We start from the raw sequence: 16,239 nt of genomic DNA, 5'->3' as shown, positions 1-16,239 counted from the left end.
GCCGACCCACGTCCAAACACGAACTGCTCAAGGAACTTTCGTCATGCACACCCTGGAAAACACTCAACCGACCGGACTGGTCGACCGGCTGCTCGGCGACCGCCACTCTCTGCCGCTGTCGGTCATGCTGCATCTTGTCCCCGGCGTCCTGATTGTCGCCGTCTACCTGCTGGTCGCGCAACCGTTCGTCGACGCCGTCGGCTATCCGGTCTTCCTCGGCTGGGCGATCGCCTTGTGCCTGGTGCTGATACCGGTCCTGGCGGGGTTGGCGTGGCTGGGCCTTTGCCGCAACGGCCGCTTCTCGCTGCACGGTGTGCTGCATTACATCGACAGGCCGGTCCCGCGCGCGAGGCTGCCAGCGATGGTCGCCGGGCTCATCGCGTGGATGATGGTGCTCGGGTTCGTGCTGGCACCGCTGAACAACTTCTGCAAGCGCTTCTTCGCCTGGCTGCCGTACGGGAACACCGGCGGCAGCGGCAACAACACCTACCTCGACCTGCACGGCTACTCGCATTCGATGCTGCTCACCACCATGGTGATCTGTCTGCCACTGACCGGAATCCCCTGCCGCTCATCGAGGAGCTGTACTTCCGCGGTTTCCTACTGCCGCGCATCCCCCCGCTAGGTCGAGGGGCACCGGTATTCAACACGGTCCTATTCGCGCTCTACCACCTCTGGTCACCTTGGGTCTTCCTATCGCGGGTGATCTTCACATTCCCCGGGTACTGGTTGGCATGGCGGTACAAGGACATCCGGCTCTCGATCGGGATGCACGTCGGCGTCACCTCGATCGTGGCGACCCTCAGCACCCTCGCGTTCGCGCTGAGCTGGATCTGATGAGGAAAACTGGTCGAATGAGAAACGGAGTCACGATCGGGCAGGCGGCGGCATTCGTCGGCGTCACCGTGAAAACCGTGCGGCACTACCACAAGCTCGGCCTCGTCGCCGAGCCCGAACGCGACACCTCCGGCTTCCGGCGTTACGGATCAACCGAATTACTGCGGCTGGTACAGGTCCGCACCCTGGCCGCCGCCGGAGTTCCCCTCGCCGAGATCGGGCCCATGCTCGACGCCGACCCCACTTCATTCGCCACTGCACTCGCCGACACCGAGCGCCAACTCACCACACGCATCGACGAGCTGATCGCACGACGAGACACCCTCCACCGACTTGCCGACGGCGACCGCGCGCTCCTAGGGGACCGCGCGGTAACGCTACTGGAACGAATGCCGGCCCTCGGTTTCCCCGCTGACGAGGTAGCCGCCACCCGAGAGGGATGGGTACTGGCCAAAGCCCTTGTCCCAGAAGGCTTCGACGACTATCTGACCCACCTCGAGCAAGCCCTCGACGACCCCCACTACGTCGCTCTGATCCAACGCGCCGCCCAAGCCGCAACCTGGAAATCCGACGACCCGCGCATCGAAGAACTCGCCACCGCCATGGCCGACCACTACCTGGCCAACCCTGCCCACCTGAAAATCGTGACCGGCCTGCAAGCCCGCACCGAGGCCGCAACCCGATATCAGTTGATCGCCCAGCACGGACAACAGCAAGACTCGGCCCCCGACCGAGCAGTCGCACTGGTCGAAACCAAGCTCCGCTCCGCCGGCATCCGCATCCCCAGACCAAACACCCACTGACCTCAGATCAGAACAGCGTGTCACGGACCCGCAAAGGGCAGTAGCCAGTCGGACCGAGCTGGGCGAGTTCGGCGTCGATGTCGACCTCGATCGCGCCGAAGAAGTTGATGTTCTCGCTGTGCGCGGGTGAGATGTGGGCCGGCACATCGGCGTCTATCCGGCGGCCCTGACGGCGCATCCGCTCGACCGCGAGCCCGTAATACTCTGTCGTCCAGGCGATTACCGCATCCGTGGCCAAGGTCAGGCACCAGGCTTGTTCGGTCTGGGCTTCCAGATGATGGGCACGGAAGGCACCTTCGTGAGCATAGATGAGGCCACGTTTGAGGGCATGGATGGATGAGCGTTCTGCCGACCCGCCGCCGACAGCTTGCCGACCAGCAAGGCCACCGATTGGGTGAGCGGCGAGTGACGTTATGGTGCGCCTGGCTGGCCCGGTCACGGTTCCGAGTGGCGATCCCGGTGCTGGACAAGACCATTCCCAGTCGCCATCGGTGGTCACTACGGAACCATCATCCGCACCTGTCTGCCCGTCGACCCGGCCTCCGGACGCGGAGCCGAGAACACCGTGAAGATCGCCAAATGCGACCTGATGACCACCGAGATAAACCTGCGCGAGCACTACGCCTCGTTCGCCGAGATCGAAGCCGCTGCGATGCGTTCATGGCCGAGTTCAATGCCCGACCCCACCTGGAAACCCGCAGTGCCCCGCCACGTTCACGACAAAGACTCCACCATCCGCGTCGACCAGGTCCGTTACTCGGTGCCGCACCACCACGGCCAGGAAGTAATCGTCCGCTGGCACGGCGACGATCTCGTGGTAACCGCTCTGGTCGACGGCGTCGCCACCGAGATCGTCCGCCACCGTCGCTCCATCCTGGGCAACCCGGTGGTCCTCGACGAGCTCTATCCGTCCGCGCCCTGGGCGCCGCAGCTGTGGCGGGACGGTTGGCCGACGCCGATCTCCGATCGCCATGATCAAATCCGTTCACGGCACGGCACAGCACGGTCGTGGGTGTGACCCGGAAGTTTTCCTGACCCCGTCCAGGGTGTTCTGCTTTATCGGAAATCGATGAACGCGCCTATGAGAGTATGGAATACCGGCTATGTGAAATAGTCGTTTGTCGCATAGCGGCGCTGTCCGTAGTTTCGCCGATATGAGCACTACTGAGAACAAGGCACTGATCTGCAGCATTTTCGACGAACTGGCCCAGGGCAACGGCCGCGCGCTTACCGAAGCCATGTCCGAGGACTGCACGTGGACATTTCCGGGCCAGTGGTCCTGGTCGCGTAGCTGGGGCCCGAAATCCGTTGTGGTAGAGGGGCTTCTGCGGCCGCTGATGGCGCAGTTCAAGGGCGATTTTCGTATGGTCGCAGATCTGATCCTGGCCGATGACGATCGAGTGGTGGTGCAAGCACACGGTCGGGGCACCACCCTCGACGGCGCGACCTACCCGCAAATCTACTGCTTCATCTTCCGGATCGTCGATGGCCGCATAGCAGAGATCGTCGAGCATTGCGACACCGCTCTGGTCGAGCGGGTGCTGAAACCCCTGACCCCGGCCTGAGTTCGAACATCCCCGGGCGACGGCCCGGCGCCAGGGCGCCTGACTCGCAGAGGCACGCTGACGAGACGCGCCGGGCACGGTGCCCTTAGGTAGGCTTCCATCTACCTGCGAATGCAAACTGCACCGGCATCTTCGGGAGACAATGAACGAAATCCTCACCGAGGCCGACAGACTCGAAGACCCGGAGGCGGTGGCGGGCGCTGTTGTTGCAGATGGCCGGTCGGTGATCGGGGCGGTGTTGGTGCCGCAGCATGTGACGGGGATGGATGCCGCGGCGGTGCTGCCGAGCGACTTCATCGAAGGCGGCGACAGCAAAGGTCGCGGCATGCGAGAGCGGGACCATCCCTCGGCGATTGGCCGTTGTGACAAATGCGAGGTCCGATCTCCGCCGGTGCCGGACGTGGAAGGGAGGCAGGCTGTGTTGTGTGAGTGAGGTTTTCGACGGGATCATCGACCGGTTCGTGCTGGCGAGTGCCGAATTCGAGCGACGATTGCAGACGGTTCGGCCCGATCAATGGGATTGGCCGACACCTTGCACCGAGTGGAATGTGCGACAACTGGTCAACCACATGGTTCGAGGAAACCTCAACTACCTGCTGCTACTCGAGGGTGGCAGCCGCGATGAATTCCTGCGCCTGCGAGACGTCGATGCGATGGGCGACGATCCGATACTCGCCTACACCGAGTCCGTGCGGGACTGCCGTGCCGCGTTCGCTGTGCCTGGAGTCCTGCATCGGGTTTTCGACTACCCCATGGGGCAGGTTCTCGGGCAACAGGCTCTCGCTGTACGCACCACCGACACCGTCATTCACACCTGGGATCTGGCTCGGGCCATGGGTATTGAGGATGAACTCGACACCGACCTGATCGCCTGGATCGACAACCATCTCCACGAGATCTACGACGGGCTGGACGAAATGCCTACGTCCGTGGATACAACCCACCGGTTCTTCGCCGCACCCGGCAGTGTGAATACTGCCGCCGGGACGCGACAGGACCGGCTGCTACGGCTGATGGGCAGAAGCCCCGACATCCGCTGAGCGTCAATGTTATTCAGGGTTGCCTGCCGATGTCGGGGCAAGCCACAGTGGGCTGGCTTCGGAGCGGTTGCGGCGGAGCATCATCGCGTGAGCACCAGATCCCGTTCAGTTACACCACTACTGCCGTGTGCGACACGGGCGCGCCGGCCAGGGACTGCTCCAAGGCGAGCGAACCTGCGATGGCCTGGTGAGGCTGCGGGCAGTTGTGTATGCCGGATCGGATTGCCGGTGGAATCTCAGACGGTGGTGAGGGTTCGGTCGAGGAGTGGGAGCAGGCGGTCCCAATGGCGTTGTAGGGCTTCGGGGTTGAAGGCGTCGGTGTCGGACATGGTGTAGCCGTGGACGGTGTCGGGGTAGATCTCGGTGGTGTGGTCGATGCCTGCAGAATCGAAGGCCTGGTTGAGTTTGTCGATCGTCTCGGCGCGCATGTCGCCGACGGCGAGGCCGAGGTGGACTTGGGCGGTGAGGCGGGAGAGTTCCTGATGGGGGCTGTCGGGGGCGTCGGTGACGAGGAATCCGGGGTGGAATCCGGCCAGGGCGGCGACGCGGTCGGGGTGGGCTGTCGCGGTGCGCATTGCCAGGGCGGCGCCGAGGCAGTAGCCGATGACGCCGACGGATCCGGTGGCGGCTTCGGGCTGGGCGGTGAGGAATTCGAGGTAGGCGTCGGCGTCGCGCAGGACGCGTTCGGTGGTGTGTGCCTGGATCAGCGGCCACAGTTCAGCGATGATCGTGGGCCGGATCTCTTCGCTGATGTGGCCGGGGAGGGTGATCACCGGTGCGGGTGCGTGCCGGTAGTAGAGGTTGGGGACGAGCACGTAGTATCCGTGCGCGGCCAATTCGCGGGCCCTGTCCTTCAATTCGGGTCGCAGGCCGAAGGCGTCGGTGTACAAGCACTCCCGAAAGCCGGTCACCGTGGTCGGGGTAGGCGGCGAAGGCGTCGGCGTGGCCGTCTGCGGTGGGGATGTGCAGGGTCTTGGTGGGCATGGATTCTCCTGTGGTGGTATATGTTTCGAGCTGATGTCAGTGCGCGGCGGCCGGGGCGGGGTGTCGGTGCGCTGCAGCCTCGGGGCGGGGCAGGGCGTAGCTGATCGCGAAGGCGGCAGCGAGCAGCCCGACGCTGATCCAGAGTGTCTGTTCGAAGGCGTGGCTGTAGGCGGCCGGGCGATCTGTGCCAATGTTGTGGTGGAGTCCGCCGAAGAAGAGGGTGCCGATCGCGGCGACGCCGATGCAGGCGCCGAGTTGGCTGACGGTGTTGAAAAGGCCCGAGCCCGTGCCGATTCGATCGGGCGCGAGGTCGGCGAGGGTGAGCTGGGCGATGGGGGCGACGACCAGTCCCATGCCGGCCGCGCCGACCAGGATGCCGGGCAGTAGATCGAGTGTTCCCGTGTGGCTGTGCGCATGTGCGGCGACGGTGGCCAGTAGCGCCAGGCCGATGGCGGTGATGACGAGTCCGAGTTGGACTGTGCGCCTGCCGATCCGGGGCAGGAGCACAGTGGCGGCCAGTCCGGCGAACACGGTGACGGTGATCGACCAGGCCAGCATGGTCGATCCGGCGTGCAGCGGGCTCATGGCGAGTCCGCGCTGCAGGAACTGCATGACGGTGAGGAAGAACCCCATGATCGGCACCAGGAACAACAACTGGACCGCGAGCCCGCCCGCCAGGGAGCGCTTCGCCAGGACGGTTAGGTCGATGAGCGGCCGCCCGCCGCGCGCTGCGATGCGCCGCTGCCGGACATAGAGGAGAGCAAGCGCTGCCAGCCCGGCTGCGATGACCAGGTAGGCCCAGGACGGCCAGCCGGTGCCCGCCGATGCGGTGATGAGCGGGTAGATCACCAGTGCCAGACCGGAACCGGCGAGCAGGACCGACATCGGATCCAACTGCTGATCGTTGTCACGATGCCCATCGGGCAGCAGCCGGGCCGCGGCGATCGCGGCGAAGACGCCGACCGGGACGTTCACCCAGAAGACCAGTCGCCAGCCCTGCCCGGCGAGGTTCCAATCGAGCAGCACCGGTCCGAGGATCGGGCCGAGGGTCGCGGCGATTCCGGACAGGGCCGAGAACGCGGCCATGGCCGGCCCGCGTTCCTCTGTGCGATACAGCAATTGGATCTGCGAAAGCACCTGCGGAATCATGGCCGCGGCGAAGAGTCCTTGCCCGACTCGCGCCGCGATGAGCATGCCGGGGTCGATCGAGACCGAGCACAGCGCCGATGCGGCGGTGAATCCGGCGATACCGATGATGAACACGCGTTTGTGTCCCCATCGATCGCCCAGGCGGGCGCCGGCGATCAGGCCGGCGGCCAGCGCGAGGGTGTAGCCGGACAGCATCCATTCCAGCGCCGCCGGACCGGCGCGCAGATCGGCTTCGATCGTCGGCAGCATCACGTTCAGGATCGTCACGTCCATCAGGTCCATGAAGGCCGCGAGCAGCACGACCGTGAGCGCGATCGTGCGGGTGGTTCCGGTGATTCGTTGTGGCATCAACATCCTTCTCTAAATTGCGCCACACACTAAGTGCGTGGCGCAATGAGTGTGTCACGAATCTGGTGTGTTGCACAATAGTTGCATGACACACTTATTTAAGGTAGGTTCGCGGGCGTACCCGAACCACAGGGAGGCCAAGGGTGAGTCACAGTTCACGGCGGGAAACCGAAGATCGAGTGCTGGCCGCATTACCCGGATGGGTCAATGCGCTCGCGCAACTCAATCGGCTGATCGCCGACCGGATGGGTGTGGCCCCCAGCGATCTGGACTGCCTGCATGTGCTGAACCAGCACGGTCCCGCCACCGCCGCCGAACTCGCGCGTCGCGTCGGTCTCACCCCGGGATCGGTGTCGCGTATGATCGATCGGCTCGACGCGGCCGGCTGCATCACGCGAGTCAACGATCCCGGGGATCGGCGTCGCGTATTGATCGAAACGACCGCCGAGAGCCTGACGCGCATCGCGGCCTACTTCGAAGGGCTGGCCGCTCGCACCCACGAGGACCTCGAGGTCTTCGGTACCGAGGAGCTCGGCTCACTGCTGCGATTCATCGAACGATCCGAACGCAGCACCCTCGACGAGGTTACCCACCTACGGGACAACCCGACCAAGCAAAACCCCGAGGAAACCACATGACAGTACGCATTGACCCGACCAAGAGTCAGCGGACAGGACACGCAGGACTCGCTTGGCACGCCCCGAATCTCGCCGGTGCCGAGACACTGGCGCTGAGCAGCCCGGATTTCGAACATGAACACGCAATCGCGACCGTGCACGCCGCGACACGGGTCGGCGGTGAGAATCTCTCACCCGCCCTGACGTGGTCGCCGGTCCCAGCGGACACGGCGCAGTTACTGCTGGTTGTCGAGGATCCCGACGCCCCCACACGCATGCCCTTCGTTCACTGCCTCGCGTTGCTCGACGCCTCGACTACCAGCCTGGCCGCCGGTGGCCTCGACGTCGCTGGCCCCGCCGAGGGCGTACGGGTCCTGCGGTCGGGTATCGGCAGCGGCTACTTCGGCATGGCGCCGCCGAAAAGCCATGGCCCACATCGATATGTATTCCAGCTCTTCGCGCTCGGCACTCCCCTCGCCGAGCGAGCGCGCGGCGCCACACTCGACTCCGGCAAGCCGCGCGACGTCCTCACCACTACCGGTCACGTCCTCGCCCGTGGTCGCCTCGACGGCTTCTACGGACGCAACTGACATGTGCCGGCGAACCAAGAACACGGTGAACGTGAACCGCGCCAAGTCGAGGAGGCCGCGCAATGACCGACCTGCACACACATCGATTCATGACGAGGGTCGGGTCCGCGGCGTAGCGCTGCTGATGATGCGGTCGATGTCGGCTATGTTCCGCGCGAATCGGTCGAATTTCGTCGTGGTGAGCACGACCTCCTGGCCTGCTGTTGGCCCTCAACGCCAGTGCAGGTCTCCGATCAACGCCGTCTCCGCACCCCCGTCGGCAAAGATGACCTGACCGGTCACGAATCGGTTGTCCGCGCCGGCGAGCCAGCAGATGAGCTCGCCGACCCATTCCGGGCGCCCGGGAAAGCCACCGAACGGTTGCGGCGCCGCGGTTTCCATGGCGGTGCGGGTGTCTTCGTTCGCGAGGATCCAAGCGGCCGCGGGTGTGTCGACGACGCCGGGCGCGACAGCATTGAGGGCGATGCCGGCTCCCGCCCACAGGGGTGTCGGGGCAACCCTGCGTACCCAACGATTCAGCGCACGTTTGGCGATGCCGTAAGCACCTGTGGTGCCGCCGATGGATGGGTCCGCGTCGACGTAGGCGACGGCGGCGGCTTCGTCGCCGTCGAGGCATGCTTGCACCACGCGCTCATCCGCGGGCGCCAGCGACGAGGTCGAGGACACGACCACGGCTCGGGGCGCCGCACTCTTCGCCAGCAGTGGCCGTAACCCTTCCAGCGTCGAGACAGCGCCGAAGTAGTTCGTCTCGAGGAGACCGGTCTTGCCGCCCCCGGCCACGGCGAGCACTGCGTCGATGGGCCCGCACTCGGCCACCTGGTCGATCAGCGCTTGCCGGCCCTGCGGGGTGGACAAGTCGGCCTCGATATCGGCGTCGCCGAGGTCGCAGCCGATGACCTTGGCGCCACGCTCGCGCAGCATCGTCGCGGTCGCCGCACCGATGCCCGAGGCGGAGCCGGTCACGACATACGTACGCCCGGCAACCTCTGTGTACGTCATTGCTGTTCCTTCCGTGTGCACGCCGATTACGCCTTCGCGTCAGGGCCGTTCACTCGTCGCGCGGTCGAAGAGTTCGACCAGTTCGGTTCCACAGAGGCCGGGGTCGAGACCAGCGGAAAGGAGCGGGACCACACTGTCGATGGAGGCTCGTAGCGCCGCTGCCATGACCTGCGGATCGAAAGGGCGGAAGCCTCCGGTGCGCTGGCCCTGCGCGAACAGACGGGCCAGCCGGTTCACCGATTCGGTGTGGTGACGCTCCCAGACGCCGTGACCGCCGTTGAGAAGGATCTGCTGGAGCGCCCGCACCTGCGGCAGGTTATCGGCGATGAACGCCACGTTCGCCCGGATGACGGCGGCGAGCAGTTCACGGGCGCCGGTCGCGGCCTCCAGGGTGGTCCGCGTGTGGGCGTCGGCGTCGGCGACGATCTGATCGGCGATGGCCGCGAACAACTCGTCCTTGCTGGAGAAGTGATAGGTGATCAGCCGCTTGCTGCTGAGCCCAGCCCTGTTGCAGATGGCCTCGAAGGTGGTGGCCTGATAGCCCAGCTCGCCCAGCAGAGCGACCGCGGCACCGGTGATCTGTTGTTTGCGGGCCGCGGTCGCCGCCCGATGGATGGTCATGACCGCTGCGCCTCCGTGCCGACCTCGGCGCAGCTGGCGGGCCGATCGCCCGGTGGCTCAACGAGGCGGGAAACTTCGTTATCCATAGAGATAACATTATCCGCACGGATAATATCGCACAACAGGGCCCGGCCGCCGACGCCGAGGAATTCGAGATTGGTACCTGCGTACCAGCGACCCTAGTATCCAACGAGATTCGTTGTAGATACGTTGCGTTATGTGACACCAAACGTAAACGTATTTCGAAGGCGGTCAATGGGGGGAGTTTCCGATCCTGACCGCCGATAACGTTCACTTATCGGGGGTCAGCACGGAACGAATCGAATTGAGTCCCACCAAGATTCGTTTCGTGTTAATTCGTTCGATATGACGAAACCAACGCTACGATTTCCCGGTGACGACGATGTGCAACTACCCGGGCTGCTCCCGGACGGTCACCCGCGGCGGCGGGCCCGGGCGGCCCTCGGAATACTGCGACCACCCCGAGCACACCCGCTGGCGGGCCTGGCGGGAGCGCCAGCGCCTGCAACAGGAGGAAGCCCAGACCCCGGCCGCGAACGTCACTGTGACGCAACAGGGTCCGGTCACCGTCGCGCGGCTGCGCGCCGATCAACTGCTCACCCAGTTCCGCACACTGGCCGAACAGCTCGGCGGCACGCTTACCACCGCGGTCGCCGAACTCTCCGCGCTCGCCGATCCGGCCGTCGCCGAGGCGCAGGTCCAGGCCGTGCAGGCCGAGGCAGCACGGCGCATCGCCGAGGCCGACATCGCCGCGGTCGCCGCCGAACAGGCCCGGCGCGAGGCGAACGAGGCGCGGGCGGCGGCCGAATCCGCCGCGGAGGATGCGGCCGCGGCCGCCGACGCCGCCGAGGCTCGCATCGCCGAGGCCCTGGCCGCCCGAGACGATGCCCTCACCGAGGTCCAGCGCATCACCACCCGCGCCGCCGACGACGTCTTCGCCGCGCGCACCGAGGCCGAAGCTCAAGTGCGCACCGCCCGCCGCGAGGCCGCGGAGGATGTCGAACGCGCCCGCGAACAGGCCGCCGAGGAGATCGCGCTGGCCCGCCAGAAGGCCGGCGCCGAGGCCGAGCGCGCCAAACGCGAAGCCGCCCAGCAGGTCACCGCCGCCGCGGCCGAACGCGACCTCGCCGTGCAGCGCGCCGCCGACGCCGAACGCGCCATCGACCGTGCCGAGGCCGCGGTCGCCGAACGCAACGAGGCCCTCACACAGGCCCGCGACGACCTCACCGGCACCCGCGCCGAACTGACCCGAGCGCGGGCCGAGATCGCCACCGCCCGAGCCGAGCTCGCCGACGTCCGCAGCGCCGCAGCCGCCGAGGTCACGGCCCTGCGCGCCGAACACGCCACCGCCGCTGCGGCCGCGCAGCGCGAGGCCGCCGAACGCCTGGCAGCCCTGGACGACGCCCGTGCACAGATCCTCGCCCGCGCCGAACGCGCCGAGCGCCTCGCCGACGATCTGCTCGCCCAGGCCGAGATCGGGCGTAAGTAGTTGGGAATGGCGGGTTTTCGTGAGCCGGATCGGACCATTCGACGATCGATTGCGCAATGCGATGGAACAACCGATGCGGCACCGGCATTGCTCCACACCAGTGCACACATCTGCCGGTCGTGCTCACGCTGCTCGGTAGTACGACGGAATCGATCCGCCGCCACGCGATATGGTCGGTGGGCAATGCGGGGCCGGGCACGGCGAATCTACTACGGGCGATGGGGGAGTCGGAGCCGTTGCGACGCCGGATGACACTGGAGATGCTTGCCGAATACGGTTGGGACCAGATCGGCGCGAAGGATTTGCTGGCGCTGGAGCGGTTGATCCGGATGAAACAGCGCGTCGAGACACCCGAACCATTGCGTCGGCAACAGTTGAACGGTGCCTGGTACGCGCTGCCGACCACCGATCAGGCGGCGGTCCTGGACGCACTCGACCTCATCGATCCGGTGCCTGCGACGATGCGTATGGCGGACGCGTATGCGGCCATGCTGGAGGAGCGCTGCGGGGACGACCGCCTGCCCGAGATCGAGGAACCGGAGGACGTCTCGGGCGCGGACCCCGGGCAGGATCTGCTGTTCGGAGCATGGATGGTGAGCCGTCGACTGTCGATAGACCTGAGCGGCCTCGGCCCGCACACCACGGGCGAGGGCACCGGGGTGATGGTGCTGCCGCGTGCACGCCAACACCCGCGTCACGGCCTCCTGCCGATCTGAGACCCCGCGAATTGCGGTCGGCCCCGACAAAAGACTGGCCACGCGGAACGGTCGGACCGTAGGGTGCCGCACATGGCAAGTCGCATTTCCGAATTGATCATCCCGTGCTTGGATGCCCCGCGGCTGGCGGAGTTCTGGTGCGAGGTACTGGATTTCGTCGTGCTCGACACCACTGACGGCGCGGTGGAGATCGGGCCGCGAGAAGGGTTCGGCGGACTGCAGCCCACCCTGATCTTCAGCCCCACCACCGAGCCCAAGGCCGGCCGACTGCGAATCCACTTCGATGTCAACGCCACCGACCGCGATCAGGACGCCGAACTCGAACGCCTCCTGGCGCTCGGGGCGCGCCCGGCCGACATCGGCCAGACCGGTGCGGAGCAGTGGCACGTCCTAGCCGACCCCGAGGGCAACGAATTCTGCCTCCTTCGGGCCCGCCTGAGCTGATCGGGATCACGCGCGGTCGAGTTCGAGACTGATTGCGCCGGTGAGCAGTTCGCGAGCGCGCTCGAGGTCGATGGAGCCACTGTGCCAGCGTTCACTGAGTCCCTCGACGAGGGCGGTGAGGCGTTCGGCGGCAGCGACGGGGTCGATGTCGGGGCCGATCGTGCCCGCGCCCTGCGCTTGGCCGATGAGCTCCGCGATGTCGGCGTTCCACGCGTCGGTGGTGGTGTGCAGGGCCTCGCGCAGGTCGTGGTGGAAGACGGCGCTGGCGCGCAGTTCACCCCAGGCGATGCTGGTTTCGCGGACCTCGTCGGTGTCCTGTAGTTCGAGCAGCAGCATGGTGACGATCCGGGTGCGGGGATCGTTCTGCGCGAGTGCGGGGTCGGTGTAGCGCACGGCGCGGTGATTGATGTGCTCGAGCGCCGCATGCAGCACCCCACCACGATCCTGGAAGTGGTAGTAGATGAGCGCGGTGGACACACCCGCCGCGGCGGCGAGCTTTTCCACGCGCAGCCCACGTACTCCATCGCGAGCGATGACGCGTACGGCTGCCTCCAGGATCTGGGTTCGACGATCGGACATGATTCCTCACAGTAGGGCGCAGGTGCGGCTACGCCGCGGGCTCCTGCTGGGTGGTGCAGTGGATTCCGCCGCCACCGGCCGCGATGGTGTCGATGTCGATCTGCACGACCTGACGGCCCGGGAACAGCCGCCCCAGGGTGGCCGCGGTGGCCGCATCGGTGTCGGAGTCACCGAATTCGGGCGCGATGACCGCGCCGTTGCACACGTAGAAGTTCACATAGCCGGCCGCGAAGTCGTCCCCGGCGCCCTTCACCCGGATGGTCGAGGGCCCCTCCAACGTCTCCACCCGCAGTCTGCGACCGCGGGCGTCCGTGGCCGAACGCAGGATGTCGAGGTGACGACGGGTGACGTCGTAGTCGAATGACGTCTCGTCGTTGTCCAGGCCCGCGACCACGACGCCGGGCCCGGCGAAGCGGGCGTAGAAATCGGTGTGGCCGTCGGTGATGTCGTGCCCCGCGATGCCGGGCAACCAGATCACCTTCTCGATGCCCAACAGGTAGGCGAGCTCCTCCTCGACGTCGTTCTTCTTCCAGCCCGGGTTGCGGTTGCTGTTGAGCACGCAGCTCTCGGTGATGATCGCGGTGCCCTCGCCGTCCACCTCGAGGGCACCGCCCTCCAGCACCAGATCGGTGCGTACCCCCTCGACCCCCGCGCGTGCGGTGACGAACTGCGCGACTCGGGCATCGCGGCTGTGTCGCTGCTTGCCGCCCCAGCCGTTGAAGTTGAAATCGACCCCGGCCCGCGCGCCGTCGCCGGTCACGAACACCGGGCCGGTGTCGCGCATCCACAGATCATCGATCTCCGCGGCGATCAGCTCGACGGTCGCACTCCCGATCAGGCCCCGGGCCACATCCATGTCCGCGGTCCGCACCAGCATCGACACCGGCTCGAACCGGGCGATGGTGGTGGCGACAGTGGCGAGGTCGCGTCGCACCTGCGGTAGCAGGTCGGGGCCCCAGATCCGTTCGCTGGCGCCGAAGGCCATCCATGTCCGCGCGTGCGGACGCCCCTCCTCGGGCATCATCCACTTTCTCCCCTCGTGCCTGTTGCTGGTAGGCCCGCTCTGGTCGCCGCAAGCTGCCAGCAGCAGGCCGCCGACTGTGGCCATCGACTGCTGAACGAATGTGCGTCGCCGCATCTCGGGGGTCTCCTCGCGTGTGGACTGTGGACACGACCCTAAATCCTGACTGAAATTTCAGTCAAGATGGGAGTGTGTGACGTGGCCGACTTCCGCGTCACGAGGATCGGCGAGGCGGAGCTGGGTCGCCGCAGCCTCGATAGGATGACGCGGGTGGCGAGGATTGCGTTTCTGGGGTTGGGCCGGATGGGATCGGGGATGGCCGGGCGGATGGTGGACGCCGGGCACGAAGTGCGGGTCTACAACCGATCGGCGGGCGGTGTAGCAACTCTCGTCGCGCGCGGCGCTGTTTCCGCCGAGACGCCGCGGTCCGCGGTGCAGGATGCGGAAGCGATCATCTCCATGGTCGCCGACGACGACGCTTCGCGGGCGGTGTGGTCGGGGCCGGACGGGGCGCTGGCGGGCGCGCCCGCCGCGGGCGCGTTCGCGATCGAATGCTCCACGCTCTCGCGGCCGCATGTGCTGGAGCTTGCGAAAGATGCTGCCGCGCACGGGCTTCGGTATCTCGACCTGCCGGTCACCGGGCTGCCCGCGGCGGCCGCGGCCGGGAAGCTGACGCTGTTCGCGGGCGCTGACGCCGCGGACCTCGAGGCCGCCCGCCCGCTGCTGGAACCGTTGTGCACCAGCATCGTTCGCTTCGGAGAGGTGGGCGCGGGCACCGCGTACAAGCTGATGCAGAACCTGCTGGGCTCGATCCAGATCGCCGCGACCGCGGAGGCGCTGCGCACCGCCGAGCTGGCCGGCCTGGACCTGCCTACCGTCGTGGACGCCCTGTCCCGCGGCGGCGCGGCGAGCCCCACCGTCGTGCGGATCAGCAGGCTGATCCTGGACGACATCCACGACCGCGACATCGATTTCACCGCGGCCCTGCGCCTGAAGGACACGCGCATCGGAGTCGAGCTCGCCGAGGCGGTCGGCAACCCCGCCGCCCTCGGGCACACGGCCCTGGGCATCTTCACCCGGCTGGTCGCGGCCGGGCATGGGGAGCTCAGCGAAACCAAGGTCATCGATCTGCTGCGCGAATGATCTCGCGGAACGAACCCGGCCCCGGGTGTTCGGTCGCCGAGGGGTGGCAGTAATCCTGTGCACCGTCCGGCAGCGCGCTGGCACGGCAGCAACCCCCGCACTCAACCGGCGGCGGCGTCCGCGCGCGAGAGGTGATGTGGCAGGCTCGTACGCATGGTGAATGGGCAGGTGGTCGGGCTGTGAATCGCGGAGTGCTGGTGACGGGGGCCTCGCGGGGGATCGGGCGGGCGATCGCGAAAGCGTTCGCGGACAACGGCGACCGCGTCGCGGTCCACTATTCTTCGCGACGCGAGGATGCCCAGGACACCCTGCACGATCTGAGCGGTGACGGCCACGTGCTGATCGGCGGCGACATCGGCGACCCGGCCGGGGCCGCGGCCGTGGTGGACTCCGCGGTCGTCGCGCTGGGCGCGGTGCACGTGCTGGTCAACAACGCGGCGGTGAACCTGCCGCAGCCGCTGGCCACCATCGACTACGACGGGTGGCAGGACGCGTGGCGCCGCACCGTGGACGTGAATCTGCTCGGCACCGCGAACGTATCCTACTGCGCGGCAAGGCATATGATCGACCGAGGGATATCCGGGCGCATCGTCAACGTCGGTTCCCGCGGCGCCTTCCGGGGTGAGCCGGACCATCCCGCCTATGGCGCCACCAAGGCCGCGGTGCAGGCGCTCGGGCAGTCCCTGGCGGTCGCGCTCGCCCCCTTCGGGATCGCCGTCGCCTCGGTCGCGCCCGGATTCGTCGCCACCGAACGGGTCGCGGACCGGGTGACCGACGCCGTGCGCGCACAGAGCCCGTTCGGACGTGTGGCCGAACCGGCCGAGATCGCCGCCGCCGTAAGGTATCTCGCCTCGCCCGAAGCTGTCTGGAGCTCGGGGGCAGTGCTGGACGTCAACGGGGCGTCGTACCTGCACTGAGCGCGACCAGCACCCGCATCGCCGAACGGCACACGGTCGCAGCGCCATTCCCGGCGGGGTGACCGTAGAGGCATTCGGTGCCGAGTTCGTTCCCGAGCCGGGTTCGTACATCGCCGAACTCCTCGGCCACGCCGACTAATGGGAGCTGCCGGGTGAGCCGATGAGGCAGACTCGGTGCCGTAGCCGCCGACAGGTGAGCACTCTCGCCGACAGAGCTTCGAGTTCTGGTGTCAGACCGTGCCCTGCCGGTGGTCCGGGAGCGAAACAACTGAAGGGATGTCGTGCCCGCCAAGGCATTTGGCGTGAGTACTGGTCCATTAGTCCGCTGCGTCTCCCGGTGGCTGCCCACAACCGAA

The 16,239-nt window shown here is 66.9% G+C and carries 20 protein-coding genes and 1 pseudogene; 14 read left to right on the top strand and 7 right to left on the bottom strand.

Annotation, left to right across the window (positions count from 1 at the left end):
- Positions 1-43: 43 nt before the first annotated feature.
- Genes ABH933_RS19165 through ABH933_RS19155 form a run of 3 tightly spaced genes read left to right on the top strand, consistent with a single transcriptional unit; the run spans position 44 to position 1,640 of the window.
- On the top strand, positions 44-625 hold the full coding sequence (locus ABH933_RS19165; protein ID WP_429423789.1) for a hypothetical protein: 582 nt from the start codon (positions 44-46) through the stop codon (positions 623-625).
- A complete protein-coding gene (locus tag ABH933_RS19160; protein ID WP_429423773.1) occupies positions 541-837 on the top strand; it encodes a CPBP family glutamic-type intramembrane protease in 297 nt (98 codons plus the stop codon). The genes ABH933_RS19165 and ABH933_RS19160 overlap by 85 nt, the downstream gene beginning before the upstream one ends.
- Before the next feature lie 17 nt (positions 838-854).
- Positions 855-1,640 (top strand): MerR family transcriptional regulator, encoded by a 786-nt coding sequence (locus tag ABH933_RS19155; protein ID WP_429423558.1) that lies wholly within the window; start codon positions 855-857, stop codon positions 1,638-1,640.
- A 7-nt stretch (positions 1,641-1,647) separates the two neighbouring features.
- On the opposite strand, the pseudogene ABH933_RS19150 reads toward ABH933_RS19155, so the two are convergent.
- Positions 1,648-1,977, bottom strand: a pseudogene (locus ABH933_RS19150) (Tn3 family transposase); the annotation flags it as partial.
- 252 nt (positions 1,978-2,229) lie between these two features.
- On the opposite strand from ABH933_RS19150, the gene ABH933_RS19145 reads away from it, so the two are divergent.
- The 4 genes from ABH933_RS19145 (at position 2,230) to ABH933_RS19130 (ending at position 4,245) form a co-directional block, all read left to right on the top strand.
- Positions 2,230-2,658 (top strand): Mu transposase domain-containing protein, encoded by a 429-nt coding sequence (locus tag ABH933_RS19145; protein WP_429423557.1) that lies wholly within the window; start codon positions 2,230-2,232, stop codon positions 2,656-2,658.
- A 136-nt stretch (positions 2,659-2,794) separates the two neighbouring features.
- Positions 2,795-3,205: a nuclear transport factor 2 family protein gene (locus ABH933_RS19140; RefSeq protein ID WP_429423556.1), complete on the top strand. Its 411-nt coding sequence runs from the start codon at positions 2,795-2,797 to the stop codon at positions 3,203-3,205.
- A 142-nt stretch (positions 3,206-3,347) separates the two neighbouring features.
- Positions 3,348-3,638 (top strand): hypothetical protein, encoded by a 291-nt coding sequence (locus tag ABH933_RS19135; protein WP_429423555.1) that lies wholly within the window; start codon positions 3,348-3,350, stop codon positions 3,636-3,638.
- Complete coding sequence (locus ABH933_RS19130) at positions 3,631-4,245, top strand: TIGR03086 family metal-binding protein (protein WP_429423553.1); 615 nt, start codon at positions 3,631-3,633, stop codon at positions 4,243-4,245. The genes ABH933_RS19135 and ABH933_RS19130 overlap by 8 nt, the downstream gene beginning before the upstream one ends.
- A gap of 236 nt (positions 4,246-4,481) precedes the next feature.
- Here the strand turns inward: ABH933_RS19130 and ABH933_RS19125 are convergent, their stop codons facing one another.
- Positions 4,482-5,156, bottom strand: a complete 675-nt coding sequence (locus ABH933_RS19125) for a dienelactone hydrolase family protein (protein ID WP_429423552.1) — start codon at positions 5,154-5,156, stop codon at positions 4,482-4,484.
- A 109-nt stretch (positions 5,157-5,265) separates the two neighbouring features.
- Positions 5,266-6,726 carry an MFS transporter gene (locus tag ABH933_RS19120; RefSeq protein WP_429423551.1) on the bottom strand — a complete coding sequence of 487 codons (1,461 nt, stop codon included), beginning with the start codon at positions 6,724-6,726 and terminating at the stop codon, positions 5,266-5,268.
- Positions 6,727-6,869: 143 nt separating this feature from the next.
- Between ABH933_RS19120 and ABH933_RS19115 the strand changes: the two genes are divergently transcribed.
- Together ABH933_RS19115 and ABH933_RS19110 are read left to right on the top strand one after the other, a co-directional pair.
- A complete protein-coding gene (locus tag ABH933_RS19115) occupies positions 6,870-7,364 on the top strand; it encodes a MarR family winged helix-turn-helix transcriptional regulator (protein WP_429423550.1) in 495 nt (164 codons plus the stop codon).
- Entirely contained in the window at positions 7,361-7,933 is a 573-nt protein-coding gene (locus ABH933_RS19110) for a YbhB/YbcL family Raf kinase inhibitor-like protein (RefSeq protein ID WP_429423549.1), read from the top strand. The genes ABH933_RS19115 and ABH933_RS19110 overlap by 4 nt, the downstream gene beginning before the upstream one ends.
- A gap of 210 nt (positions 7,934-8,143) precedes the next feature.
- Here the strand turns inward: ABH933_RS19110 and ABH933_RS19105 are convergent, their stop codons facing one another.
- Complete coding sequence (locus tag ABH933_RS19105) at positions 8,144-8,932, bottom strand: SDR family oxidoreductase (RefSeq protein WP_429423548.1); 789 nt, start codon at positions 8,930-8,932, stop codon at positions 8,144-8,146.
- Between the two features lie 39 nt (positions 8,933-8,971).
- Complete coding sequence (locus ABH933_RS19100) at positions 8,972-9,553, bottom strand: TetR/AcrR family transcriptional regulator (protein ID WP_429423547.1); 582 nt, start codon at positions 9,551-9,553, stop codon at positions 8,972-8,974.
- 403 nt (positions 9,554-9,956) lie between these two features.
- Here ABH933_RS19100 and ABH933_RS19095 point away from each other — a divergent pair, with 403 nt between their 5' ends.
- The 3 genes from ABH933_RS19095 (at position 9,957) to ABH933_RS19085 (ending at position 12,223) form a co-directional block, all read left to right on the top strand.
- Entirely contained in the window at positions 9,957-11,063 is a 1,107-nt protein-coding gene (locus ABH933_RS19095; protein ID WP_429423772.1) for a hypothetical protein, read from the top strand.
- Between the two features lie 218 nt (positions 11,064-11,281).
- Positions 11,282-11,779, top strand: a complete 498-nt coding sequence (locus ABH933_RS19090; RefSeq protein ID WP_429423546.1) for a hypothetical protein — start codon at positions 11,282-11,284, stop codon at positions 11,777-11,779.
- 72 nt (positions 11,780-11,851) lie between these two features.
- Positions 11,852-12,223, top strand: a complete 372-nt coding sequence (locus ABH933_RS19085; protein ID WP_429423545.1) for a VOC family protein — start codon at positions 11,852-11,854, stop codon at positions 12,221-12,223.
- A gap of 6 nt (positions 12,224-12,229) precedes the next feature.
- Here the strand turns inward: ABH933_RS19085 and ABH933_RS19080 are convergent, their stop codons facing one another.
- Together ABH933_RS19080 and ABH933_RS19075 are read right to left on the bottom strand one after the other, a co-directional pair.
- The gene (locus tag ABH933_RS19080; RefSeq protein WP_429423544.1) at positions 12,230-12,802 is read right to left on the bottom strand and encodes a TetR/AcrR family transcriptional regulator; all 573 of its coding nucleotides are present in this window, start codon (positions 12,800-12,802) and stop codon (positions 12,230-12,232) included.
- Between the two features lie 28 nt (positions 12,803-12,830).
- Complete coding sequence (locus ABH933_RS19075) at positions 12,831-13,940, bottom strand: agmatine deiminase family protein (RefSeq protein ID WP_429423543.1); 1,110 nt, start codon at positions 13,938-13,940, stop codon at positions 12,831-12,833.
- A gap of 153 nt (positions 13,941-14,093) precedes the next feature.
- On the opposite strand from ABH933_RS19075, the gene ABH933_RS19070 reads away from it, so the two are divergent.
- Complete coding sequence (locus ABH933_RS19070; protein ID WP_429423542.1) at positions 14,094-14,966, top strand: NAD(P)-dependent oxidoreductase; 873 nt, start codon at positions 14,094-14,096, stop codon at positions 14,964-14,966.
- Between the two features lie 179 nt (positions 14,967-15,145).
- Positions 15,146-15,883: an SDR family NAD(P)-dependent oxidoreductase gene (locus tag ABH933_RS19065; RefSeq protein WP_429423541.1), complete on the top strand. Its 738-nt coding sequence runs from the start codon at positions 15,146-15,148 to the stop codon at positions 15,881-15,883.
- The last annotated feature ends 356 nt before the right edge of the window (positions 15,884-16,239 follow it).

Source organism: Nocardia sp. GP40 (assembly GCF_050434125.1).
In the GTDB taxonomy this organism is placed as follows: domain Bacteria; phylum Actinomycetota; class Actinomycetes; order Mycobacteriales; family Mycobacteriaceae; genus Nocardia; species Nocardia albiluteola.
Note: the sequence above shows the minus strand (reverse complement) of the source record. Positions and strands in the feature narration are given on the sequence as shown.